The sequence below is a fragment of the Xenorhabdus sp. XBWT genome (genome assembly GCF_059072735.1).
The window spans coordinates 1,211,189-1,237,463 of sequence record NZ_CM180990.1 but is presented as its reverse complement, the minus strand read 5'-3'; the positions used below and the strand labels follow the sequence as shown (position 1 = coordinate 1,237,463).

The 26,275-nt window shown below is 39.6% G+C and carries 20 protein-coding genes and 2 pseudogenes; 18 read left to right on the top strand and 4 right to left on the bottom strand.

Annotated features, from left to right (window positions below):
• Window positions 1-21: 21 nt before the first annotated feature.
• Window positions 22-1,707: a choline dehydrogenase gene (gene betA / locus AC5JQI_RS05595; protein ID WP_493914001.1), complete on the top strand. Its 1,686-nt coding sequence runs from the start codon at window positions 22-24 to the stop codon at window positions 1,705-1,707.
• A gap of 104 nt (window positions 1,708-1,811) precedes the next feature.
• Here betA and AC5JQI_RS05590 read toward each other — a convergent pair whose 3' ends face one another.
• Both AC5JQI_RS05590 and AC5JQI_RS05585 read right to left on the bottom strand, forming a co-directional pair.
• Complete coding sequence (locus AC5JQI_RS05590) at window positions 1,812-2,249, bottom strand: GNAT family N-acetyltransferase (protein ID WP_493914000.1); 438 nt, start codon at window positions 2,247-2,249, stop codon at window positions 1,812-1,814.
• Between the two features lie 184 nt (window positions 2,250-2,433).
• Window positions 2,434-2,955, bottom strand: coding sequence for a YtxH domain-containing protein (locus AC5JQI_RS05585; RefSeq protein WP_493913999.1), 522 nt, complete (start codon window positions 2,953-2,955; stop codon window positions 2,434-2,436).
• A gap of 322 nt (window positions 2,956-3,277) precedes the next feature.
• Between AC5JQI_RS05585 and AC5JQI_RS05580 the strand changes: the two genes are divergently transcribed.
• The 12 genes and pseudogenes from AC5JQI_RS05580 to AC5JQI_RS05525 form a co-directional block, all read left to right on the top strand.
• Window positions 3,278-5,587: a TonB-dependent hemoglobin/transferrin/lactoferrin family receptor gene (locus tag AC5JQI_RS05580; RefSeq protein ID WP_493913998.1), complete on the top strand. Its 2,310-nt coding sequence runs from the start codon at window positions 3,278-3,280 to the stop codon at window positions 5,585-5,587.
• A 135-nt stretch (window positions 5,588-5,722) separates the two neighbouring features.
• The gene (locus AC5JQI_RS05575) at window positions 5,723-6,238 is read left to right on the top strand and encodes a sigma-70 family RNA polymerase sigma factor (RefSeq protein WP_493913997.1); all 516 of its coding nucleotides are present in this window, start codon (window positions 5,723-5,725) and stop codon (window positions 6,236-6,238) included.
• 125 nt (window positions 6,239-6,363) lie between these two features.
• The gene (locus AC5JQI_RS05570; RefSeq protein WP_493913996.1) at window positions 6,364-7,230 is read left to right on the top strand and encodes a DUF817 domain-containing protein; all 867 of its coding nucleotides are present in this window, start codon (window positions 6,364-6,366) and stop codon (window positions 7,228-7,230) included.
• A gap of 45 nt (window positions 7,231-7,275) precedes the next feature.
• Window positions 7,276-7,404 (top strand): annotated as a pseudogene (locus tag AC5JQI_RS05565) (IS5/IS1182 family transposase); the annotation flags it as partial.
• Between the two features lie 1,003 nt (window positions 7,405-8,407).
• Window positions 8,408-8,884: a PhzA/PhzB family protein gene (locus tag AC5JQI_RS05560; RefSeq protein WP_323854643.1), complete on the top strand. Its 477-nt coding sequence runs from the start codon at window positions 8,408-8,410 to the stop codon at window positions 8,882-8,884.
• A gap of 140 nt (window positions 8,885-9,024) precedes the next feature.
• Window positions 9,025-9,654 carry an isochorismatase family protein gene (locus tag AC5JQI_RS05555; protein WP_493913995.1) on the top strand — a complete coding sequence of 210 codons (630 nt, stop codon included), beginning with the start codon at window positions 9,025-9,027 and terminating at the stop codon, window positions 9,652-9,654.
• Window positions 9,647-11,554 (top strand): anthranilate synthase family protein, encoded by a 1,908-nt coding sequence (locus AC5JQI_RS05550; RefSeq protein WP_493913994.1) that lies wholly within the window; start codon window positions 9,647-9,649, stop codon window positions 11,552-11,554. Before AC5JQI_RS05555 ends, AC5JQI_RS05550 begins: the two co-directional genes overlap by 8 nt.
• The gene (locus AC5JQI_RS05545; protein WP_493913993.1) at window positions 11,547-12,398 is read left to right on the top strand and encodes a PhzF family phenazine biosynthesis protein; all 852 of its coding nucleotides are present in this window, start codon (window positions 11,547-11,549) and stop codon (window positions 12,396-12,398) included. Before AC5JQI_RS05550 ends, AC5JQI_RS05545 begins: the two co-directional genes overlap by 8 nt.
• 44 nt (window positions 12,399-12,442) lie before the next feature.
• Entirely contained in the window at window positions 12,443-13,072 is a 630-nt protein-coding gene (locus AC5JQI_RS05540) for a pyridoxine 5'-phosphate oxidase C-terminal domain-containing protein (protein ID WP_493913992.1), read from the top strand.
• The gene (locus tag AC5JQI_RS05535) at window positions 13,026-14,126 is read left to right on the top strand and encodes a phenazine antibiotic biosynthesis protein (RefSeq protein WP_493913991.1); all 1,101 of its coding nucleotides are present in this window, start codon (window positions 13,026-13,028) and stop codon (window positions 14,124-14,126) included. Before AC5JQI_RS05540 ends, AC5JQI_RS05535 begins: the two co-directional genes overlap by 47 nt.
• 669 nt (window positions 14,127-14,795) lie before the next feature.
• Window positions 14,796-15,881, top strand: coding sequence for a 3-deoxy-7-phosphoheptulonate synthase (locus AC5JQI_RS05530; RefSeq protein ID WP_493913990.1), 1,086 nt, complete (start codon window positions 14,796-14,798; stop codon window positions 15,879-15,881).
• 3 nt (window positions 15,882-15,884) lie between these two features.
• Window positions 15,885-16,161, top strand: a pseudogene (locus AC5JQI_RS05525) (transposase); the annotation flags it as partial.
• 224 nt (window positions 16,162-16,385) lie between these two features.
• Here the strand turns inward: AC5JQI_RS05525 and AC5JQI_RS05520 are convergent.
• The gene (locus tag AC5JQI_RS05520) at window positions 16,386-16,685 is read right to left on the bottom strand and encodes an antibiotic biosynthesis monooxygenase family protein (RefSeq protein ID WP_237386121.1); all 300 of its coding nucleotides are present in this window, start codon (window positions 16,683-16,685) and stop codon (window positions 16,386-16,388) included.
• 525 nt (window positions 16,686-17,210) lie between these two features.
• Here AC5JQI_RS05520 and sigJ point away from each other — a divergent pair.
• Genes sigJ through AC5JQI_RS05505 form a run of 3 tightly spaced genes read left to right on the top strand, consistent with a single transcriptional unit; the run spans window position 17,211 to window position 20,979 of the window.
• Window positions 17,211-18,119: an RNA polymerase sigma factor SigJ gene (gene sigJ, locus AC5JQI_RS05515; protein ID WP_493913989.1), complete on the top strand. Its 909-nt coding sequence runs from the start codon at window positions 17,211-17,213 to the stop codon at window positions 18,117-18,119.
• Window positions 18,120-18,147: 28 nt separating this feature from the next.
• Window positions 18,148-19,314 (top strand): FAD-dependent monooxygenase, encoded by a 1,167-nt coding sequence (locus AC5JQI_RS05510; protein WP_493913988.1) that lies wholly within the window; start codon window positions 18,148-18,150, stop codon window positions 19,312-19,314.
• A gap of 57 nt (window positions 19,315-19,371) precedes the next feature.
• Window positions 19,372-20,979 (top strand): flavin-containing monooxygenase, encoded by a 1,608-nt coding sequence (locus AC5JQI_RS05505; RefSeq protein ID WP_493913987.1) that lies wholly within the window; start codon window positions 19,372-19,374, stop codon window positions 20,977-20,979.
• Between the two features lie 382 nt (window positions 20,980-21,361).
• On the opposite strand, the gene soxR is transcribed toward AC5JQI_RS05505, so the two are convergent.
• On the bottom strand, window positions 21,362-21,823 hold the full coding sequence (gene soxR, locus AC5JQI_RS05500) for a redox-sensitive transcriptional activator SoxR (protein ID WP_493913986.1): 462 nt from the start codon (window positions 21,821-21,823) through the stop codon (window positions 21,362-21,364).
• 203 nt (window positions 21,824-22,026) lie between these two features.
• Here soxR and AC5JQI_RS05495 point away from each other — a divergent pair, with 203 nt between their 5' ends.
• Both AC5JQI_RS05495 and AC5JQI_RS05490 read left to right on the top strand, forming a co-directional pair.
• The gene (locus AC5JQI_RS05495; RefSeq protein ID WP_493914625.1) at window positions 22,027-23,163 is read left to right on the top strand and encodes an efflux RND transporter periplasmic adaptor subunit; all 1,137 of its coding nucleotides are present in this window, start codon (window positions 22,027-22,029) and stop codon (window positions 23,161-23,163) included.
• A 13-nt stretch (window positions 23,164-23,176) separates the two neighbouring features.
• A complete protein-coding gene (locus AC5JQI_RS05490; RefSeq protein WP_493913985.1) occupies window positions 23,177-26,272 on the top strand; it encodes a MexW/MexI family multidrug efflux RND transporter permease subunit in 3,096 nt (1,031 codons plus the stop codon).
• Window positions 26,273-26,275: the final 3 nt, after the last annotated feature.

The following is a 26,275-nucleotide window of genomic DNA, read 5'->3' as shown; positions in this document are numbered from 1 at the left end:
ACTGAAACAGAGGAGATAACAATGGTATTTGACTACATTATTATCGGTGCTGGTTCAGCGGGTAATGTGCTTGCAACTCGTCTGACGGAAGATCCCAATGTGACTGTCCTGTTGTTGGAAGCTGGCGGGCCGGATTACCGATTCGACTTCCGCACTCAAATGCCGGCAGCACTGGCATATCCCTTGCAGGGAACCCGTTATAACTGGGCTTATGAAACCGATCCTGAACCTCATATGAATAATCGACGCATGGAATGCGGTCGCGGAAAAGGGCTTGGTGGTTCTTCACTGATTAACGGTATGTGCTATATCCGTGGCAATGCACTGGACTTTGACAATTGGGCGATGCAGCCAGGGCTGGAAGACTGGACTTATCTTGATTGCCTCCCCTATTTTTGCAAAGCTGAATCACGGGATATCGGCGCAAATGACTATCACGGTGGTGAAGGGCCTGTCAGTGTCACAACGCCCAAGTCGGGAAATAATGAACTTTTTCACGCTATGGTCGAAGCGGGTATCCAAGCAGGTTACCCACGTACTGATGATCTCAATGGTTATCAGCAAGAAGGTTTTGGTCCAATGGATCGCACTGTAACCCTTAATGGGCGTCGGGCCAGCACCGCTCGTGGCTATCTGGATCAAGCACGATCTCGGGCTAATCTCACAATCATTACCCATGCCTTAACTGATATCCTCAAATTTGAAGGGAAAACAGCAGTTGGCGTTAATTTTTATCGGGGTAATAGCGCGACTGTGATGAAAGCCAAAGCTCGTAAAGAAGTTTTACTTTGTGCCGGAGCCATCGCTTCCCCACAGATTTTGCAACGCTCAGGTATTGGTTCTGAAAAAATCTTGAACGAACTTGGCATTCCGGTTGTACAAGTATTACCGGGAGTCGGTCAAAACCTGCAAGATCACCTTGAAATGTATTTACAGTATGAATGCATCAAACCCATCTCTCTTTACCCTGCCTTAAAATGGTATAACCAACCTCAAATTGGGGCTGAGTGGTTATTCAAAGGCACGGGTATTGGTGCCAGCAATCAATTTGAAGCGGGTGGTTTTATTCGTACCAGTGAAAAATTTGCCTGGCCGAATATTCAATTTCACTTCCTGCCTGTTGCTGTTAATTACAATGGCAGCAATGCCGTCAATCAGCATAGCTTTCAGGCTCACGTCGGTTCTATGCGTTCCCCAAGCCGTGGCCGAGTGAAAATTAAGTCACGGTGTCCACGTCAGCATCCCAGTATTTTGTTCAATTATATGTCGGCGGAGCAAGATTGGCAGGAATTCCGCGATGCTATTCGCATAACACGGGAAATCATGGCACAACCCGCGCTCTCTCCCTACTGTGGACGAGAAATCAGTCCAGGCGCTGAAATTCAGACAGATGAACAGTTGGATGCGTTTATTCGCGAACATGCCGAAACGGCATTTCATCCATCATGCAGCTGCAAAATGGGAACAGACGAAATGGCTGTTGTGGATGGTCAAGGGCGTGTACACGGCGTTAAGAATTTACGTGTTATTGATGCTTCTATTATGCCAAGCATCATTACCGGAAATTTGAACGCCACAACAATTATGATGGCAGAAAAAATCGCCGATAGAATTCGGGGAATTGCCCCCCTGCCACGTAGTCAGGCGAAATATTATGTTGCCAATGACACGCCAGTTCGTCAATTGACGAAAAATAATCACCAATAAATTTATTCACATAAAAATGTGATAAACCATCAATACGGGAAAATTGAAATATATTGTAATATTTTTTACATCGTCATTTTTTCCCGTATTGATATTCAACTAACTTAGACCAAATCCAATGTCATAAAGATATGTTCCGCGCCCTCTTCTAAATAAATTTCACCATGGGCTTGATAACCCAGGCTTTCATAAAATGGTTGAGCATGACATTGTGAGGATAAACTAATAGTCGTAATGCTATTTTTGCGCCCATAATCTTCAATAAACTCCACGATGTTACGACCAATTCCCCGACCACGATAACCCTTTAATATCGCAACACGACCGACTTTAAGCATATTATTGTCCATCAGAATTGCCCGTAATACACCAATCGGCTTTTCATCATCATATATCACTACATGCAGAGCAATATCATCATACTCATCAATATCAATCTCAGCCGCAAATCCCTGTTCATCCGTAAATACCTGTTTGCGGATGTCGAATGCTTGCTGAATTACTTCAGAATTCTGTCTTCCTAAGCTGTGTTTTATTTTCATTATTATGTCCTGAATGTGGTTCTCAGAGTAAACTCTGACCTATGTTTAAATAGATAGATTAAGTCAAGTTAGGGTAATAGAAAGAATATTTAGCTTAATTTATGTAAGGATAAGGGTGATCTTTTCAGATCACCCTTCCAATATTAAATCATTTTTCATACTGACAGGAAATCACATTGATAAATTAATCTTCATCTTTTTTATCATCCTTACTTTTCAGACTATTGGTCAAATCATCCGTTTTTTTATCGGCCTCAGACTTCATATCTTCCGTCTTCGATTTTATTCCATCTGAAAGCTGATTAAGCTTGTCAGCGGTCTGATTTTTTAGCTCTCCCGTTTTGGTTTTCATACTGTCCATCAAATCGTTCGCTGTCTTAGTGGCTTCATTTTGCATATCAGCCATTTTTGACTTCGCCTGATCGGCAATGTCGCTGACAGAATTACTGATTCCGCCATGCGCATCCTTAGACTTATCAACCATGCCGTGGCTTTCATGCTGAGTATTTTCCTTAATATCATGTGATTTTTCTTTTGTTCTATCCATCACACTCGTCGCTTTTTGTTCATCATCCTTTTTCATTTGTACTGCACTTTCTTCAGCTTGCTGAGCAACATCTTCGGCTTTTTTCGACGCATCATCACAACCCACAATCAGTGTTACGAAACCAGCCACTATCAAAGAACCAAAAATTTTCTTCTTCATTGACTAACCCCTTGTACTTACAGAAATTTAACTTAAGTAATAAGCACTTTGATCTCATTGCTGACATAGTCAGCGATTGAGAAGGTGAAACGAAATAAACAATTATTTCAATCAACTGCAATGAATAAAGATCACACAATTTATAAAATATACCCGTCGTCTTCCAAGCTGCTAGCTTTGTTGGTTGGGTATAAAAGCTATCACCGTACTGCTTAACAAAATCCACAAATAAAAATAATTCTCATTTTTGTTTGCCCGATTTAGTTTCTCAGATGACTTATAACAATGAAAATACTTTACTTGATCATATTTCAGGAAATTTATGGCAAATAATAGTCAAAAATTGGAAAAACGCCCACTCGTGACCATGATTCAGAAAATTTTAACCAGCACAGTCTCAGGAACATTAGTGCTGGGTGCTGTATTTTCCGGCTCTGTTTATGCTACTGCAAATTCAACTGAGCAAGAACCTGAGAAGAAAAGTGAAGTGATGAAACTATCCACACTTTCTGTTGTAGAAAGTTTATACAATAGCAATGATGCGGGCAGTTCAGTACTTAAAAAGGCAGATATTGACCGGACACAAGCTGATAACATTGCTCAATTGCTCGATCAACTGCCGGGTGTTTCGATGTCAGGATCTCCGCGTCCTGGCGGGCAAACATTAAACATTTGGGGGATGGGGGCAAATGAAGATGTAAAAGTCACGCTGGATGATGCCCCAAAAGGTTTCCAGAAATATCGTCAGGGTTCTATCTTTATTGAGCCAGAGTTAGTTAAACGCATAGATATTGATAAAGGGCCGCACAATTTACTGAATGGTAATGGTGGATTTGGTGGATCTGTTAAAATTGTCACCAAGGATGCCAATGATTTGCTGAGGCCTGATGAAAACTGGGGAGGCTTGATCAAACAAAGCTATCACACCAATGACAGACAATGGATCAGCAGTGGTGCCCTGTTTGGCAGAGATCCTGATGGTTTTGCAGATGGGTTACTCTATGTGAGTAAGCGCGATGGTCATAATATTAAACGCCCTGATGGTACTCGTTTTGAGTTTTCACACAACGACCAAACATCTTATTTATTAAAAACCAACTTCTACCTCAATGATACCCATACCATAAGCCTGTCTGCTATGCGTTCCGAATCGGATGGTTGGCAACCATGGGCAGCTAAACGAGATGGAATGGTAGTTCCATCGGCTGCCGAGGTAAAAAAATATGGCTGGGATGATGCATGGAAAAGGAAACTGGTCTTCCGTGAACAAGTTGATCAAAACTACACAGCTAAGTGGAATATCGCGCCAGAGGACAATCGATGGCTAAATCTGACGATGACTTATGGGTATTCCAAAACCAAACAAGACGATAGCCGTCCGGAAAATGCTGCTAATACTTTCAGCGGATTAATGGGCAATAAAAGCTGGGTTAATTACATCGATAATAGCGCGGAAATCCAGAATAAGAGTGTATTCTCAACAGGCATAATCGAGCATGAATTATTGCTGGGAACACGTTGGCATAAAAAGGATAGCGATATTTTAATGTTTGACAGGGGGAAGAAAAATGAAGCAGAGTACAATTATGGCTATTATCAACCTAGCTATATGCCAGCCGGTAGTCAGCAAGCTTACAGCTTATATATTAAGGATTCTTTGAAACTGGGGAGTGTAACTGTAATTCCGGGTGTCCGCTACGACCATATCAAAAATACTGGTGAAGAGAATAAGGCACCGAGATTTAACAACAAATCACCTGAAGCAAACCATGACTACCGCAGTGTAACTTATACTGGCTGGTCGCCTCATTTGGGTGTAATGTGGCAAGCCAGCAAAAATATTTCCCTGTTTGCAGATATCAGCCGTACATGGCGGGCACCATTGATTGATGAACAATATGAGGTTCAATCAGTTTTCACCAGCCTCACTGGCTCCAGCCGTAACCTTGATGTTGAAAGGATGACAGGAGTACGATTCGGCGCAATTCTTGATTTCGATAATCTGATGTTTGAGGATGACAGCCTGCAAATTCGTACCACTTTATTCCGTAACCGTGGTAAGGATGAAATCTTCAAAAGACGAGGGATTTACTGTAAAGTTCAAACTAAAAGTGGCTCCAGCAGTTCATGTGAAAAAAACCTGTCAAACTACCGCAATTTGCCGGGATATACCATCGAAGGTCTGGAAATTGAAACCTTCTACAACAGCAGCAAACTATTCGGGAAATTATCTTTCTCTACTATCCGCGGTCAGCGTGATACTTCTATGAGAGACCCATGGATAGGCCATAAAACCTGGTTTACGGAAATTCCGCCGACCTCTGTCCATGCCATGCTAGGTTTCAAAATCCCACAATTGCAGATGGAGATGGGATGGAAAGGAGAATTTGTCCGCAAACAAGATCGCTCACCTGTGGATGATGATCCAATGGCTGGATATTGGGCATTACCTAAAAGTAAAGGTTATGCCTTGCACGGCCTGTTTGCGAGCTGGCGTCCTACTTTCATGAATGGTTTTGAAGCACGTATCACCGTCGATAACTTGTTCAATCGTGATTATTATCCTTACTTAGGAGAAGCAGTTTCCGGTATTGGCCGTAATTACAAGCTCAGTATTTCGCAGCAATTCTAACTGCATTTAACTACTTAATCCCTAACCCTCTTAAAAATTAAGGGGGTTAGATCTGAAATGTGGCGTTGACTTCCCTCCATTAAATACAAATAATTATTATTATCATCCTTACCCCTCCTACTAGGCAATATAATCATGACGGTGCAAAAACACACACTTGGGCATAATGAAATTGCCCGACAACTCTATTCCGATTATTACTCTTGGTTATGCTGCTGGATCAGAAAAAACAGTGCTTATTCAAATCATGCCGAAGACCTCGCTCATGAAATTTTCATCAAACTGATGCAGTCATCAGATCTCACCAATCTCTGCCAGCCAAAAGCCTTTTTAATGACGATAACCCGCAGAACCATCTCTAATCATTACCGCAGGAAAAAACTTGAAGACAATTATCTGGAATATGTCAGTACAGTCCCGAAAATCTCATCAATTTCTTCTGAGTATCAGTTTTTACTGTTAGAACAGTTAGACAGTATAGATAAAACTCTTGATGAACTTCCGACAAAAGTTCGGCAGGCATTTTTGCTGACCCAACTTCAAGGGATGCGTTATAAAGATGTAGCGGAAGACCTCGGTGTTTCAATAAGTTCGGTAAAAACCTACTTACAGCAAGCCCATAAGAAGTGCTCCCCTCTTTATCTCCTGTAATAATCAATGCTCCGGCAGCAGAATAGGTGCTAGTGAATGGTTATTAAAATCCTGTTAGAATTCGCGGCGTGAAATAAACATTATCGTAGTGAGTTGACGGAAAATAATACCAACAGGTTAATTAAATGGAAAGTATGAGCCAAAAACTGAATATTCTGCGTAAAGTTGATAACTTATTAATGGCTCACAAACCCAATAGCAGCAAGGGTATTAAGCGATTTATCTTAGAGTTTCTTTTCTTTGGATTGATTAATGCACGCTCGTGCTTATTTGCTGGTTTCTTTTTTTTGGCTTTATTTTTGGTTCCGGCAAAAGGCATCATAGGCATACCACGTTATGATGTACTATTCGTATTTGCAGTGGCCTTTCAAGCATTACTAATATGGTCAAAACTCGAAACATGGGATGAATTGAAAGCGATCTGTGTCTTCCACTTAGTCGGCTTCATAATGGAGCTATTTAAAACATCAGCATCTATCAGTTCATGGCAATATCCTGACGCTGCGTTTACTAAACTTTGGGGAGTCCCGCTATTTACAGGTTTTATGTATGCAGCTGTGGGGAGCTACATTATACAATCATGGCGCTTTTTTAAGGTACGTATTGAGCATTACCCACCGTATTGGATGGCAACACTGGTGGCACTGGCCATTTATATCAACTTCTTTAGTCATCATTATATTGATGATTATCGCGGGTACTTAACTGCTTTTATTTTCGGTTTGTATGTACGTGGTACTGTTTTTTATACGCCGTTGGATAAAAAACGCAAAATGCCACTATTACTTGCTTTTATACTAATTGGTTTTTTTATTTGGCTAGCGGAAAACTTCGGGACTTTCTTTGGGATCTGGCAATACCCACATCAATTAGGCGCTTGGTCTGTTGTTCATGCGGGAAAATGGGGAGCATGGTCATTATTGGTGGTGGTTACCTTTACGATTGTAGTTCACCTTAAACATATCAAAGCGAATGTAGCCATTTCCCGTTAATTTAGTAATGTCTCTTTCTCATTCATGCATAACAGTATGAAGCGATATCATCACCGACATTTAGTGGAGAATGCGTTTGCCAGAATCAAATATTTTAGTTATATATCAACTAGATACGATAAATTAGAACGAAATTATGCTAGCATGTCAGCACTGGCATTTATCATTATCTGATTACCTATGTGGGTTGATTGATTTATGAACATAAAACATCAACAACCCCGAACTTATCTATAATAAAAAACCCCTTGCATTTTTGTTTTAATAAGTTTAATGTTTTGTTAAAATAAGGTTGTAGTTGTAATAGCAGTAAGATCTTTTATAACACATTGTTTTATCAGTATTTATTGCCTTAGTTGTGTTTGCATTACTAATTATACCGATAATTCTGACATCGATACTTTGTTAAATTTGAGGTTTTTTATGTGTGGTACGACTTTTGTTCCAATGACTGCCAATTTGCAACTGGCTATTTTTCTGATATTGAACGTGCAACCGTTTTCTACAAATTTTTATTCAAAACAGACCCTGTCTTTACTAACCTACGCTTGGTTATATTATTCGTATTTTCCCATTAGATTAAAAAATACGAAATTAATTAGGCGGTTACCCTATATTTCATGATGATTTTTAAATTTTATTCAGTCGTAAATGTCTATGCAATTTACAAAAGTTTATTATTTTTTGTTTATCTTTATGACAAAGAATTATTCATATCATTAAAGAAACCAATATTACTTCCATAATAAAAATATGTAGCATCCTTAATAGGAATAACAGAATTTTAATTAATTACCAATATCATAAATACACTTTACTTTCTAAATAAAATATATTTCATGTGATAAATTTTCATAACAATCAAGATAATAAATCTAATGATTGGGTAAAAAATGACGAGATTATAATTACTTATAAAATTGTAAAACAGGGAGTGATAGACAATTTTTTCATAATATATTTGTCTTTTATTATTTATTATTTATTATTTAACCATCTACAATAATATTGCATTTTGAGCCTACTTATTGTTCAATAATATTAATTAGATGGTAGTTTACATCTATTTCATATGTTCCAAAAGCCGTATTATTACTAGATCTAGGTCAGATCGAAATTACCATCTGGTTAATAAAGATTATGGCTATTTTCAACTTACTATTTCAATAGGTTATTTATGATAAAGTATAATGATGAGTTTGATCAGATTCGCGAAAAAAATCGTAAGATTGTAGAGAAGTATTTGGAATTAACCAAGGGTGAAGCACGCTTAAAAAGACATGAACTTTTTGCAGAAGATGCAGAAGGTGGACTCTGGACCACAGAAACGGGTGAACCAATTATTATACGGGGTATTGAGAAATTAGAACGCCATGCCCACTGGTCGCTTCAATGTTTTCCCGACTGGGAATGGTACAATATCAAAATTTTCACTACTGACAACCCTGATCATATTTGGGTTGAGTGTGATGGCCATGGTGTTATTCGTTTCCCTAATTATCCTGAACGTTACTATGAAAATCATTTTATTCATTCTTTTGAATTACGTGATGGGCTTATCATACGTAACCGGGAATTTATGAACCCGATTAATCAGCTCAAAGCACTTGATATTATTGTGCCAAAAATAAATCGCCAAGGAATCCCCACTTAAATTTTCATTAATTAATTATTCTCTGAGTAAAATATTTAAAATAATTAACTACTATTATTTATATAGTAGTTAATTAAAATCAATTCAGTTCTTTTTCTGAGTCATGCTCTTAGTTAATAATTAAAAGGCAAGTTAATAAAATGAGCAGAACATTAAAATCTGAGTCCTATAACATAGACAGCATTCATATTCCCTCTCATCAACCTTTAAATTGGAAAATAAAGAAAGAAACGTGTGCTTTATTGATTCATGATATGCAGAGTTATTTTGTGAATGCTTTACCTAATAAACTAGCAATCAATTTGATTAATTCCACAACAAAAGTATTACGTTGGGCCAGAGATAACCGTATCCCTGTTTTTTATAGTGCACAGCCTGGGCGAATGACAGTGGAGCAGCGAGGGTTACTTGTTGATTTATGGGGACCGGGTATGCGTACAACGGAAGATGATCAGCGAATTATTGATGAGCTTTTTCCGAGTCCAGGGGATGTCATACTGACAAAGTGGCGTTATAGCGCTTTTTATCAATCTGAATTTGCTGACAAGTTACGTGAACGTCAGTGTGATTCACTCATTATTACGGGTATCTATGCCTCCATTGGTATTCAAGCCACGAGTATTGATGCCTTTAGTCATGGTATTCGTCCTTTTATTGTGGCCGACGCCCTTGCTGATTTCACTCAGGCAGGGCATCAAAATGCGGTCAATTATATGTCGGACAATTGTGCACAAACACTGACCTCTGCGGACGTGGTGGATTATGAGTAATCTCTTATCTTCTATTATTTCTTCTCCTGAACAACCTTTTGCATTGTTGTATCGCCCAACAGTCAATTCAGGCGAGGTTGAGATTTTTCAATTACATTTAGAAAAAACTGACACCATTGAACATGCTGTCAGTCGTGATCCTCTTTATAAAGAAAAGTTGCTATTACTGCCTTTTCGACAAGTGATTGAACGTGGTTATTCAGCCGTTGATGATGGGATGCCGATTCTAAGTTTACCTATCATTGCACGTCAGCAAATTTCAGTTTCGTCATTGGTAGAACAATTACCTGAAGCTTCTTTTGCTGTAGATAATGTCCATTTCAATCTGAATGATAAGCAGTTTGGTCAAAGAGTAACACGCCTGATTGAAAATGAAATTGGCCAAGGTGCCGGTTCTAACTTTGTTCTGCACCGTAAGCTACGCGCAACGATTTCAGAGTATAAGCCTGCACATTTATTAAGCCTTTATCGACGCTTATTGAAAATGGAATTTTCTGCTTACTGGGTCTTTTTAATCAATACGGGTGAGCAGGCATTTATTGGGGTCTCCCCGGAATTACATGCGTCATTGAATGAGGGTGAAGTGAGTATGAACCCTATCAGTGGCACATACCCGTATCCCGTTGATGGGCCAACGGTTGAGTCATTATTAACTTTTCTTTCCTGTCAAAAAGAGACCAACGAACTTTTCATGGTTGTAGATGAAGAGCTAAAAGTGATGTCCCAGTTGTGTGAAAAAGGGGCACAAGTTAGTGAACTGAAATTGAAGCAACTGAGCCATGTCGCACACACGGAATACGTTTTATGCGGGGAAAGTCATGCCGGGATTGCTGATATTCTGCGTGAGACCTTACCTGCGCCGACAGTGATAGGCAGCCCGGTACAAAGCGCATGTGATGTCGTTATGCGTTATGAGCCAGAAGGACGCCGTTATTACAGTGGTGTTATTGCGTTAGTCAGTCATTCCTCTGATCAGATATCGCTTGATTCGGCGATTGCGATCCGCACTGCAGAAATTACCCCTCAGGGACATGTTGAAATCAGCGTGGGGGCAACGATAGTGCGAGATTCTAATCCCGTTGATGAAGCAAATGAAACCCGTAGTAAAGCACAGTCGTTATACAGCGCCATGTTACCAGAGACAAATCGGCTCCTGAACATGAATGTGCATAAAAATAAGATGAAAAACTTAAGCGATATTCCGGCCATATCTGATGCATTGATAAACCGGAATGCAAGAGTATCTCGTTTCTGGCTAACAGCACCTGACGAACGTATGCGTTGTTTACCTCATTTCGGAGGAAAGCGGGTATTGATTCTGGATGGTAATGATACGTTCACATCAATGTTTAAAACGTTGTTCGTATCCCTTGGTGCAACCGCATTCGTTGAGAAAGTCCACAACGATGTCGATTTTAAACCTTATGACCTTGTTGTCGCCGGTCCCGGGCCAGGCAACCCGCTTGATGAGCACGACAGGCGTGTTACAGACATGCGCAGTATCATCCAGCGCATGATTACAGCTGAATACCCTTTTTTTGCGGTGTGTCTTAGCCACCAAATTCTCTCGGCATTATTGGGATTGCCGATTGTTCGCTTATCACCGCCCAATCAAGGTATTCAGAAAACGATTTGGCTTGGTGACCGACAAGAACGTGTTGGTTTTTACAACACGTTTTGCGCCAAGGCGGATGGGCAAACTATTAACAAACTGCATAAAGCAGGGATCACGCTGTACTTTGATGATGATAAACAAGTACATGCCATTAGCAATGCTCAGTTCTCATCTGTTCAATTCCATCTGGAGTCTTTTCTGACCATTGATGGGCCGGAGATTTTAGACCGTTTTGTTAAACCTCTTTTGCAAACGCAATGTTCAGGAAGCAGAGAAAATGCCTAACAATATAGTAATTAATTATAACGTAATGAATGCATTTACCCATATACCGCTGGAAGGGAACCCTGTTGCTGTATTTCACGATAGTGAGGTGTTGTCTGCACCGGTAATGCAAGCGATTGCCCGTCAACTACAGCTCTCAGAAACCACATTTATCAGTGAACGAACTGAAGATGGTCATGCACGGGTGAGAATTTTCACACCTGTCAATGAGCTACCGTTTGCAGGACATCCTCTGATGGGAACAGCAAGTGCATTTTCCCGTCGCCATGGCCTAAATCACTTCGTTTTCCACACGCATTTTGGAGCCGTACCTGTTTCAGTGGAACATCACAGCGAGGTACTGAGTGAAGTAAAAATTACTGTGCCCTTAGCGAGTTATAAACCTTTTGTTGAAGAAAAAAAATTATTGACCGCGCTAGGTCTGGAAAAAGCAGAACTGCCTGTTGAAATCTATGATGCGGGAGCACGGCATGTATTAGTCGCAGTAGACAATATTTCAACATTGCATGGGCTTCAACCCGATCAGCGTGCTTTAGCCGATTTTGATGATTTAGCGGTAAATTGCTTTTCCTGGCAAGGAACACAAGTCGAAAACCGGATGTTCTCTCCGGCTTATGGTGTGACAGAAGATGCCGGAACCGGCTCTGTTGTGGGTCCGATAGTACAGCACTTAATTAAATATAGGCAGTTACAGATGAACGAAAAGGTGGTTATTGAACAAGGTATATTACTTAATCGTCGTTGTGTGATGTATGGCGAAGTGAAATCCAAAAATGGCCTCGCTTCCCATACTGAATTATCGGGGCAAGTTTGCTATTTCTCAGAATGCAGTGCGCGTTTTTGATGAAAGTGTTGGCTCGGATTAAAAGGTATTAAAGGAATCGAAAAATGAAGAGACTCGAGTCATTAACTGGACAGCTAGATGTCCCTTTTCCGCATTATGATAACCCTCCTCTCTCACCAGAAATAGTGATGAAGGAGTGGCTGGCACGTGCACGTAGTGGTGATGTATGTGAACCCGATGCCTATACTCTTGCGACACGCAGTGCTGAGGGTGATATTTCGATGCGCACGATGTTTCCCGTCCGTTTTGATGGTGATGTGCTGTTATTTGCGACGCATAGCTCCAGCCATAAAGGGCAGGATATTGACTCAACAGGCTCTGCTGGCTGCCATATCTATTGGCGTGAGTTAGGGCGCCAGTTAAGTCTTTCAGGGTCAGCAATATTGGTTCCCGATGAGGTGGCTGATGCGGTGTGGAATGCGCGGGATCCGGCCTATGACCCTGTATCAACGGTGTCTTATCAAAGTGATCCTCTCACGGATATCGCTGCCTTGTTCAATGAAGTCGCTAAATATGATGGAAAAAATAAACTACCGCGACCTAAGCGCTTTGTTGTTTATCAATTCATGATAGAGCGTTGTGAATTCTGGGCAGTTGATGCGTCCCGTATACATAAGAGACTGGTTTATGAACGCACCGAAAATGGGTGGAAAAACGAACGATTACAGCCATAAAATTAAGATGCTTACTGCTGTGCAAGCCAATCAGGATCCCAACCGTTTTGTTCAGGAGATTATGAAATGGCATTTTTCTGAAGAAACGGGAACAGATTTTTGGTTGGCGATGCGTCAGGAATTACCGTTTAATCCTATTCGTGACGTTAACACGTTTAATGACTTACGGAAATTCCCGGATATTTCGGAGCGTCTTCACACTGTTCCAATTCAGCATCTTCTGCCACATGGATTGAAACATGATCAACAAGTTTCTGTGTATGAAAGTGCTGGTACAACAGGGAAGCCAAAATATGTTGTAGCTTATGATGCGTGGATTCAAACACTTATTGATTGGCGGATGTCATCGTATAAAGATCGTCCAGGCAGGCCTGTTGGCAATACACTGGCAGCCGTCCCTTCTGGACCACATATCGTAGGCGCTATCAATAAAGTGCGTGCACAAAAGTTGGGCGGTCTTTGTTTTATGATTGATGTTGACCCTTACTGGGTTAAGCGATCCATCAATGCAGGCGATATGGCTTGTGTTTACCGCTATTCTTCCCATCTGGTCGATCAAATTGAAAATACGCTGCTTAATCAGGATATCCGTTTTCTTGTGACAACACCGTCTGTATTGTGTGAGCTAGTGAAAAGAACTGAGTTGGTTACTTATATGAGACGTTCGCTAGCACAGATTACGTTAGACGGAACAGAAATCAATCTTGATGAAGTGAAATTTATTGCTAGTGAGATATTACCTGAATGTGAATTTAGTGCGAGCTACGGTAGTACTTCTGCATTAGGGGTATCACGGTCGTTGCTGATTAAAGCAGACAGTGTTCGGGTGGAATATAATAGTTTTACGCCATTTATTACCTATGATGTGGTTGATCACAGTACGCTGGAAACGGTTGAATATGGTCAGAGGGGAACTGTTGTTGTTTCTCATCTCAGCCATTATGCCTTTTACCCTCGGATCTTAGAAAGAGACACAGCAATTCGCTTACCCGGGGACGGGCAAATTGGGGACAGACTGGCAGATATTGTTACTAAGGCAACTGGAATTTATTAGAATCGGAGGCTAAGCATGAATATGAAATCATTTGAGTAATAATTTGTTATTCCAACAAAATATTGAACCGTCACATTGCTAATGGATAGTTCCCTTGAATTGGTACTATGGTATTGATTACGTTTAATTTATTTTCATTATTATTGCTATTTATTTCCATCTATTGTTTTCTCTAGAGAGTTATAGTGAAAAACACCTGAAAAAATAGATTCTTATTGTGTAAGTTACAGCATTTACCTGTTTATTGGCATGGGATTTACCTTAAATATAGTGATTTCTTGGATTCACATAATAATCGCTATTATTAATTTTAAGGTGAGTTAATTAAATTTCTTGGAAAGATATTATAAAAGATTTTGTTGATGATTACATTGTTAAATAGCATCTCAAAACAATAGAATAAACCTTTTCTTGCGTGACACCGGACAAGGTTATAAACACTAAATATTAGGAAAATTTATTTAATTATCATACGCAATAAAAAATACGATATAAAATAAATGAATGACATCCCCTTGATTTAAATCAGAATGAATAGTATCAGTTCTACATCAGGAAATAACTTATTTGTAAATAATAAAATCAATCTCTTTATTTAAAAAATACAATAGGATAATGATTAAATCACATTAAAACAGGATCACGATAATACAAAAAGGTGAAGATAAAATGAATAATAATGAACATATCATAATAACACCAGAGCAACTTAAAGCGGAATTCCCCCTTCCTGTCCAACAAAAAGCTGAGATAGATCATTTTAGAAAAACGATTATAGATATTATTACAGGCCGCGATCCTCGCTTATTAGTAATATGTGGGCCTTGCTCAATACATGATCCAAAAGCAGCTATTGAGTATGCCCGTCATCTCAAAGCACTATCAGATCAAGTGAGTGATAGGCTCTATCTTGTCATGCGGGTCTATTTTGAGAAACCGCGCACAACTGTTGGGTGGAAAGGGTTAATTAATGATCCTGATATGAATAACTCATTTAACATTGAAAAAGGTCTAAAAGTTGCACGTTCTCTATCAGTTGAATTGGCAAAATTGGGTTTACCGTTGGCGACGGAAGTACTTGATCCGAATAATCCTCCGTACTTAGAAGATATATTTAGTTGGTCAGCGATTGGGGCTCGTACATCGGAATCTCAAACCCACCGTGAAGTCGCGTCAAGTCTATCTATGCCTGTTGGTTTTAAAAACAGCACCAATGGATGTTTATCATCTGCAATTAATGCGATACGTGCAGCTGCAATGCCCCATCATTTTATCAGTATTAGTCAAACAGGATTAGCTTGCTTATTACAAACAAAAGGGAACCCAAACGGACATATTGTTCTACGCGGTGGCGTAATACCTAATTATAGTCCGGCTGATATTGCTAAGTGTGAAAGTGAGATGATGAATGCCGGGCTTAAACCTGCAATTATCGTGGACTGTAGTCATGGTAACTCACATAAAAATTACTGTTATCAACCTATCGTAGTAGAATCTGTTGTCTCACAAGTATGCAATGGAAATAGTGCCATCATTGGTTTAATGATTGAAAGTAATCTTAATGAAGGGAATCAGCCACCAAACCAACTTCTCAGTGAGATGGAGTATGGCGTTTCTGTTACTGATGGTTGTATTAGTTGGGAGGTAACGGAGAGATTATTGCATCAAATTCACCAAACACTGAACGATACGCTGACATGCAAGTGGATTAAGAAAAAGGAAAACGAAACACAAACTATAGCAATGGGCAGCTAGAAAGAATCCGCAGAACATAAAATTACCAGAAAAATTTTAAAAACAAATACTTACTTTGTTCCCTTACTTCCCTTGGGAAAGAGGTATTAATAAGAATACTAATGGGTTAATCAGACAATATTTTACAAAGGTGACTTATTTTATAAAAGTAATTAATATTAGAAAATTAACTGAGCCAGAAATCAATTTTGTTTTAAACCGATTAAATAATCGCCCTCGTAAAACACGAGATTACAAAACACCGAATGAGCTATTTAAAGGAATAGCCACTCATTTACTTCGTTCATTACAGTGTTGCACTTATTATGTGAACTCACCGACAATTATTTATTTTCATTACTCTATAATAAATAAAGTGTATTCAAACGCTGGGATCTGATTAAAACCAGATCCCAGTGTGTTTTTCATATCTTTTCTATTTATTCTCAGTGAATTAGCCTATTATTTATCTGCCCGATGAATTGACAGGTATTAGGCATTAGAGTCAGGGAATACAACCCAGATTCAATCAGAATAATGCCCAACAATGTCATAAATCCCCGGATTAGCCTTAGCAAGCGCCATGGTACGTTTTGCGTATTCTGCTGATGCCGGGTCAGCCTGAGTTGCCTGAACATCTGCAATGCTTTTCCATTTCGCAATATTTACAATTCGGCTACCATCCTTGCTTGCTAACAAGGTAACTGAAATGAAGCCTGGCCGCTTACTAATAACCTTATCTGTTCCCTCTTGCAACAGCTTGATGACTTCAGCTTGCTTACTTGGATCGACTTCAATGATATTGATGAATGTAACTTCAGACATTATAGTTCTCCTTAATGCGTAATAATTATGCCAGCTTTTTGCAGGCAGAGATTTACTAACTTGTACCTTGTTAGATCTAGTACAAAGACGATTCAGTAGTACAATATGTCAGGCCATTCGAAAAAATATTTATTTTTAAGTTTGGAAACTGACATTTTTACACTAATTATCGTCATTAAAGTTTAGAACACTTTTTGAAAGAGGCTAATAAATTGTTAGTACTTCATATATACATACAGGATATTTTATTGTATACACTGTGGGAATAATTAATGACTTATTAGTTTCTGTATTATTTACAAAACTCTTTCCTTGTTCCTAAGAAAAGTAATTTAACATCAATATTATTTACTTTTGTTATAAGATCAAAAGATAGCGATATCTAGATAGCGTTTCAAAATGGTAGTTTACAGTCCTAAGCGATGTACTGGGCTGTAAAATATCACTATTATGGAAACTTATTTAAGTTTAAATTATTTTCCTCAGTATTGAGTTAAGAAAAATAGAATGAGTAAGAAGAAACAAATGAATAAATTTAAGGAAGAAAATCCGGCTCAAGTTTATTCCAATCGCTCCAAACTTGAATCGCTGGCATATAGATTTTTGGGCACTATTCCAGATGCTGAAGATGCTGTACAGGAGACCTATCTACGGTGGCACAGACTTACTCAAACAGAACGCGAACAAATTGTATCCCCTATAGCCTGGCAACGAACAACACTCACACGGATTTGTTTTGATCAACTTAAGTCGGCCAAGTCAAAACGTGAAATCTATATCGGTGATTGGTTGCCTGAACCTGTCTCACAATACGAGTGTTGGGTATCTGCTGTTGAATCATCTGAAACAACCGATCCTGTTGATGATCTTATTTTGGAAGATTCGGTTTCTATGGCGTTGATGATAGTCTTGGACAAAATGACTCCTGCTGAACGTGTCAGTTTTATTCTCCATGATGTCTTCCAATATTCTTTTGGCGAAATCAGTGAGATTGTTAATAGAACACCACAAGCATGTCGTCAATTGGCTTCATCTGGACGAAAGCGAGTCAATCAGGAATGTCATTTTGCGTACTCTTCAGAGGAGCATCGGCGTGTTAATAGTGCTTTCCGCTCTGCATGGCTCACAGGCAATATTAGGGAGCTGGTCGCAGTTTTAGATGAAAGAGCCTGTGCCATTACTGATAGTGGAGGCCTTACCAGCGCAGCTACCGAACCACTGTTTGGCCGGGATACAATTATCAATTTTTTCCTCTCAGCATTCGAACGCCAACATAACCTTCAGATCGAAGAAGAGTATGTTAATGGTGAGCCAGGGCTTGTCGGCAAAGTGGCGGGTCATACTGTTACTGTGATCTCTACCTATATACAAGAAGGACGGATTAAAAATATCTGGGTTATGCGTAATCCAGAAAAATTGACTGTTTGGCATTAGCCAATTGATTCAAAAGAGGTTAGTTACTATGGCAGCGATAACTGATTGTGAGGGTAAAGTCGTCATTGTTGGTGCTGGAATCGGAGGGGTAACTCTTGCTGCCCTGCTTTCTTTATCTGGCATAGAATGTGACATTTATGAACAGCGGATGAGGTTTTCTGAAGATGGGTTTGGCTTGAATATTCAACCTGAAGCAATATCAGTCTTATATCGTTTGGGACTTGCTGAAAAGTTGGATTCTTGTGGGATACAAACCAGAGCACACCGCTATGTTGACCATTTAGGAAATCTTCTTTTCGAAGAAGCAAGGGGGATAGAAGCGGGTTTTGATACTCCTCAGATGTCTATATCTCGTTCCAAACTGCTTAACCTAATATTTTCTATAGCTAAAACAAGAGCAACCTTTAACTTTGGCACGAAGTTTTTTACTGATGTTTTACATAAAACAGAGTGGGAAAAAAACCTTATCGTGGGCGCTGATGGCATACATTCGGTAGTTCGACAAAACTTATTTACAGATTCTATGCAACTCAATTCCGGTAATATGATGTTATGGCGGGGAATTACTCCCATGCCAAAGTTTCTGGATGGCCGAACAATGATTATCGCGAATAGTGAAGAAGGGGTTCGTCTCATTGCATATCCTGTTTCCAAATCTCATGATCTACGTGGGGAGAGCCTTATTAATTGGGTTATCCTTGTTCCTATGTCACTTGATAAGCCATTTGATATAACAGTCAATTGCTTCCAGGCGACAGATTTCCTGCTTGACCTCATTAAAGAGTGGCATTTTGACTGGTTAAATCTCCAAACATTAATAACCACAAGTAAAACACTGATGCGAACCGCGATGGTAGACAGAAACCCACTGGATAAATGGAGCCACAACCAGTGTGTTCTAATAGGTGATGCTGCCCATCCCATGTTCCCAATCGGTGCAAATGGGGCAACTCAATCTATCATCGATGCCGAGGTCCTTGCCTCTGCTATATATGAAACCCCTGACTTCAAATCTGCAATAACGAAATATGAGCATATACGCATACCTGCGATATCCAGAATTGTAATGGCAAACCGGGAAATGAACTTGCGTGAACTTGCTAGTCAGGCTCTGAATCAACAAGAGCGTGTTCAAGAACTTATCACCACAACAACCCATTACAAAGCTGAAACAAAAAAGATGTATTCGGATTGACTCTGTTATTTCAATAATAATAACCCATAAATGAATCTATAGAACTGGAGTTCTGAAATGAGTGAACAATCTTCTCTTCCCCAATTCGATGCTATTGTCATCGGTGCAGGTCTTTCTGGTCTTTTTGCAGCCCACAAAATTCATAACGAGTTGGGATTAAAAGTACTTGGTCTTGAAAAAGGTAAAAATGTCGGCGGTACTTGGTATTGGAATCGTTATCCTGGTGTTCAGGCAGATACCGATGGCTTTGCTTATCGCTACTCCTTTGATAGAGAGGTTTCGCCAAATTGGGATATATATGCTCGATATCAAACTGGTGAACAGATGCGGGATTATTTGGAGAATGTTGCAAGCCGGAACAATATCTTTCACCTGTTCCGTTTTGAAACAGGTGTCAGCGAAGCTATCTATGATGAGGCCAAAAATATCTGGCAGATTAAAACTACCGATGGAGATATTGTTACAAGTCGATATCTGGTAAGTGCTGTTGGTGTATTATCTGAACCCGTTCTTCCAAAAATCAAAGATCTTGATAAATTTAAAGGGCAGATTGTACATACTGCACGTTGGCCAGATAACCTGAAAATGGATGGGCTCCGTGTCGGGGTATTAGGGACCGGCTCAACGGGAGCACAGCTTATCGTTGCAGCCAGTCAGGTTGCATCCCATCTGACTGTGTTTCAGCGGTCAGCCCAATATATTGTCCCGGCGGGACAACGTCGCTTGACAAAAAATGAAGTGGAAAAATATTTCTCAAATTTTGAAGAAATATGGAAAGAATGGCGGGAAACCCGTCTGGCATGTGGTTTCGACGAACCCAATGTAGGGGCGGTTGATGTCTCCTTAGACGAGCAGAAGACTGTCTTTGAACGTGCCTGGAATGAAGGTGGGGGATTCGGTTTTATGTTTGGGACTTTCAATGATCTTGCTGTCAATCTGGATTCCAACCGCGCAGCCTGTGAGTTTATAGCCAAAAAGCTCAAAGATATTGTTAAAGATCCTGATACGGCACGCCGTCTTACACCAACAGAATACTACGCTAAACGACCTGTATCGGTGGATGGATACTATGAAGTTTATAATCAACCTAATGTGGAATTAGTCAGCTTGTTAGATACACAAATAGTTCAGGCAACAGAAAAAGGTCTTCTTACCGCTGATGGCGTTGAACATGAAATTGATATTCTTATTTTTGCTACAGGATTTGAAGCAGTTGAAGGTGCTTACCGGAATTTTAAAGTAGCTGGACGTAATAAAGGTACTCTCCTTGATACATGGGGAGAAAATCCTGCGGCTTATTTAGGTGTTTTTACTCCGGGCTTTCCAAATTTCTTCACTCTCCTTGGCCCTCAGGGAATATTTTCTAATCTTGCAGTAGGCATTGAAGTACAGGTAAATTTTATCGGTGATATTATTTCGTGGTCTGAAAGTCATCAAAAGACAGTTATTGAAGTGACACCTAAAACACTTTCAGAGTGGTCAAAACATTGCGAACAATTGGCAAATCATACCGTCTTTTCTCAGGTGAAATCCTGGATATTCGGAACAAATCGACATGGTACCCCACCCCGTGTTCTCTTTTATTTCGGTGGCCTTAAGGAATATATTGCAGTTTTTGATCATGAACGCAGTAATAATTTCTCTGGCTTTAATAACAGTCATTAAAGTACAGCTAAAAAAGCTTATATCTCAGCTTTAAGGAACAAATAGAAATTTACAAGTATGAGAGGATATAACTGAGAAATTATACGTTATATACGTAGAGAGCAGACACTGTCTTATGAATTAATATAATAATCGCAGTATATTGTACTAATAAACTTAATGACAAATTAAGCTGCGCGGATAATTATACCCACAGCTTAATTGTTTTTTATTAAATGTAAATTACGTTAGTTTAGTTATTATAACATATTAAAAGCATTGAAAAATGCTTAGATATATATGGCTAACAAAAGTAACAAAAGTAACAAAAGTAACAAAAGTAACAAAAGTAACAAAAGTAACAAAAGTAACAAAATGATGATAAATAAGATGGAAATTATTTTTAATCATCTTCTAAAATTCTTGCTCCAGCTCCTGCTTTTCCCAAAATATCATTAGGATTATGCAAAGGACAATCTGTCAGTGAAAGACATCCACATCCGATACAACTACCTAAATTATCACGCATTCGGATTAATTTCTTAATACGCTGATCTAATATATGCTGTAACTGTGAAGAAAACATTAACCATTGCTCTGATGTCAATTTATTATTAGGTGGGAACTGATTAAATATTTTATGTATATCTTTCAATTGGATGCCAGTACATTGCGCAGCCTTGATAATTGCAATATAACGTAACACAATTGAAGGGAAACGGCGTTGATTACCTTGATTACGTGAACTTCTGATTAACCCTTTCGATTCATAAAAATGGATTGCTGATATCGCAATTCCGCTACGTTTTGACACTTCTCCAATCGTCAACATCCTATTACAACCAATGTCTTTATTTTTACTCATCTCTCTTGACCTCAAGTTAACTTAAGGTTTTATAATGTATATTTGTTATGTATGTCAATCGGAAAAAAGCATTCTACTTCGTACTTAAACATATCACTATTATTGGAGATTGTTGGCAATAGAAATACAGAAATTACGAATTATTTGAGAAAACCTCAAAACGTAAGAAAATATTTCACATAATGAAAAGGTTGATATAAATGATAGGAAAAAAAATCGTTGTTAGCCTAGGAATTTCTTTATTGCTTGTAGTTGGAGTTTTCGTTTATAGACTAAATAGTTCTGCTAATAATGAATCAGGATATATGACCTACCCACCTGTAAAGGTAGCTTTGGCTGAAGTAAAAGAAACGAATCTCCCTAGAACATTATATGGTGTCGGCGAGCTTGAAGCTGATAGGCAAGTACACTTGGCGTCAGAAACCAGTGGCAGAGTCATTAGTATTGAGTTCCAGTCTGGTCAATATGTGCAGAAAGATCAGTTATTGGTGCAAATTAACGATTCGGTTGAGCAGGCTGAACTTGTCCGTTTACAGGCTCAGTGGAAAAATGCTGACAGGTTATATCAACGTACCAGCAAGTTATTTACCAACAAGGTTGCTGCTGCTGCTGAATTGGATAATGCTCTGGCAGAGCGCGATATGGCCTTGGCTGCTATTCGTCAGACTGAAGCACTCATTGCCCAGAAAGCAATTCGGGCACCCTTTTCGGGAGTCATGGGAATTCGACAGGTTCATATAGGAGAGTTTCTGCATGCGGGTAATTCTATTGCCAATTTAGTGGATGCAAAACATCTTAAACTGAACTTTTCGTTAGATGAACAGGCAAGCCCTGAACTACTGATTGGGCAGATAGTGAATGTACAGGCAGATGCTTATCCAAACGAAAATTTCCCCGGTAAGATAAGTGCCATTGATCCCTTGATTGGTAAATCCCGTACTGTACAAGTACAAGCAATTCTGAATAATCTTGATGGAAAACTTAAAGCAGGAATGTACGCCAATATACAAGTTATGCGTCAAAATAATATTCCAGTTTTGACAATACCGGAAACGGCTGTGACCTATACTGCTTATGGGGATACTGTTTTTGTGGTTCAAAGTACAAAACAAGACGCGGAAAAATCTGTAAAAACGGCAGAACAACAACCAATGATAGTAAAGCGGGTTTCTGTTGAAGTCGGACAACGCTGGAATGGTATGGTAGAAATCAAAAAGGGGTTGGCCCAGAGAGAGCTCGTTGTGACATCAGGCCAATTGAAATTAAATGATGGCGCACAAGTGGTCGCAGTTGCTGATGACACATTAAATATCGCGAAATCATCTGTAACGGACTCTTAATGGAGGCGGAAAAATGACATTTACCGATCTTTTTGTTCGCCGACCAGTGCTTGCTCTGGTAGTTAGTACATTGATCCTGTTATTGGGGCTGTTTGCTCTGAGTAAACTTTCCATTCGGCAATACCCACAATTAGAAAGTTCAACAATTACTGTCACAACGGAATATCCGGGAGCTTCATCCGACTTAATGCAAGGATTTGTAACTCAACCTATTTCACAGGCAGTTTCTTCTGTAGAAGGAGTAGATTATCTATCTTCTTCTTCGGTACAAGGTAGAAGTATCGTGACCATACGTATGGAACTTAATCGCGATTCGACCCAAGCCTTGACACAGGTGATGGCAAAAGTGAATCAGGTCAGATATAAGTTGCCAAAACAGGCTTATGACCCTGTTATTGAATTGTCATCAGGGGAATCAACGGCTGTCGCTTATGTTGCATTTTCCAGTGATACCTTACCGGTATCGGCTGTGACGGATTACCTTTCAAGAGTGGTTGAACCTATGTTTTCTTCCATTGAAGGTGTCTCAAAAGTGCAAGTAATGGGTGGACAACAACTTTCTATGCGCCTATGGCTGGATGCGGATCGCCTTGCTGGGCGTGGATTGACTGCAGCGGATGTTGCAGCAGCGGTGAGGCAAAATAATTATCAAGCCGCGCCTGGTAAAGTGAAAGGAGAATATGTTGTTTCAAATGTACATGTTAATACCGATCTCACTAATGTTGAGGAGTTCCGTGATCTAGTTATCCGCAATGATGGCAATGGGTTAGTTCGCCTCAAGAATGTTGGCACAGTAGAACTGGGTTCGGCAGCAACTGAAACCAGCGCAATGTTGAATGGTAAAGCTGCTGTACATTTAGGGTTATTTTCAACACCAACGGGTAACCCACTTATTATTGTTGATGGTATTAAACGTTTGTTGCCTGATATCCAAAAAACGCTTCCTCCGGGAGTTAAGGTTGACTTAGCATTTGAAACCTCTCACTTTATTAAAGCTTCGATTGATGAAGTTACTAATACTCTGTTAGAAGCATTAATTATTGTTATGACAGTGATCTACCTCTGCCTCGGGTCATTGCGCAGTGTACTTATTCCGATTGTTGCTATTCCTTTGTCAATGTTAGGAGCAGCAGGGTTAATGCTGCTATTTGGTTTCAGTATTAATTTATTGACGCTATTGGCGATGGTTCTGGCAATTGGACTTGTGGTCGATGATGCGATTGTAGTCGTTGAAAACGTACATCGTCATATTGAAGGAGGAATGTCGCCTGTTGCAGCAGCCTTAACTGGAGCAAGAGAAGTAGCAGGTCCTGTGATTGCAATGACAATCACTCTTGCTGCAGTTTATGCACCGATTGGTTTAATGTCAGGATTGACAGGAGCTTTATTTAAAGAATTTGCTTTAACACTGGCAGGTGCTGTTATCGTATCAGGTATAGTGGCTCTGACTTTATCACCAGTCATGAGTTCTTTTTTATTACAGCCGAAACAGCAAGAAGGAAAAATGGCACAGGCTGCTGAGGCATTTTTTGATAAATTAGCTCACTATTATTTTCGTTTACTTAATATTTCTTTGCGTCATCGCTGGGTAACAGGCATATTTGCTTTATTAGTCGTTATAAGTTTGCCTTTACTTTATAAGCAAGCGCGTCAGGAATTAGCACCAGTGGAAGATCAGGCTGGTGTGCTGGCCGCAATTAAGTCACCACAACATGCTAATTTGGATTATGTAGAGCGATTTGCTCATAAACTTGACCAAGTATTTAATGAAGTTCCAGAGATGGTCGGTACATGGATTATTAATGGAACTGATGGGGTTTCTTCAAGTTTTAGTGGAGTGAACTTGACAGAATGGAGTCAACGTAATCGTTCGGCCTCGGATATTCAAGCACAATTGCAAATGGCAGTGAACGATGTAGAAGGAAGTAGTATTTTTATATTCCAGCTTCCACCATTACCAGGCTCCACTGGAGGGCTACCCATCCAGATGGTACTGCGTAGTTTGCAGAATTATCCCATCCTATACCAAACAATGGAAGAAATTAAACAGCAAGCGCGTGAAAGCGGGTTATTTGTCGTTGTAGACAGCGATCTGAATTATAACAACCCAGTCGTGCAAATACGGGTTGATCGTGCTAAAGCCAATAGCTTGGGAATTAGAATGCAAGATATCGGTGAATCATTAGCCTTGTTGGTTGGAGAAAACTATATTAACAGATTCGGGATGAACGGCCGTTCATATGACGTGATTCCACAAAGTATACGTAGTCAACGATTAGCACCAGAAGCCTTAGCAAATCATTTTGTAAGGACCGAAAAACAAGAGATGATCCCACTTTCTACAGTGGTCACAATTTCAACGAAAGTTGAGCCAAATAAATTGACTCAGTTCAATCAGCAGAATGCGGCAATTTTTCAAGCTATTCCAGCACCAGGCGTAACCTTAGGGCAAGCTGTGACTTTCCTTGAGGGAACACTGAATAATTTACCAGCAGGATTTAGCTATGATTGGCAATCTGACTCCCGTCAATATAAACAGGAAGGTCATGCACTGGTTTTTGCTTTTTTAGCTGCCTTAATTATCATTTATTTAGTACTGGCTGCTCAATATGAAAGCCTTATTGATCCCTTGATTATCTTGATCACTGTACCACTGTCTATTTGTGGTGCTCTGATACCATTAGCTATGGGATATATTACGCTTAATATTTATACTCAAATTGGGTTGGTAACGTTAATAGGGCTTATTAGTAAGCATGGTATCTTAATGGTGGAATTTGCCAATAAGTTACAGGAAATTGAAGGAATAGATAAGCATTCAGCGATCTTAAAGGCGGCAAAAATCCGTCTTCGTCCAGTATTGATGACGACGGCAGCAATGGTGATCGGCTTAATTCCACTGTTGTTTGCTAGTGGTGCTGGTGCAAATAGCCGTTTTGGTATTGGGTTAGTGATTGTATCTGGTATGTTGGTGGGAACATTTTTTACCTTATTTGTATTGCCGACAGTCTATACATTCTTGGCAAAAAACCACTCTGCCTCTGCAATGACACCGAGAAAACAACAATTGATCGAAGCTGACAAGATGCTGAATATACGAGATCTCTGATTT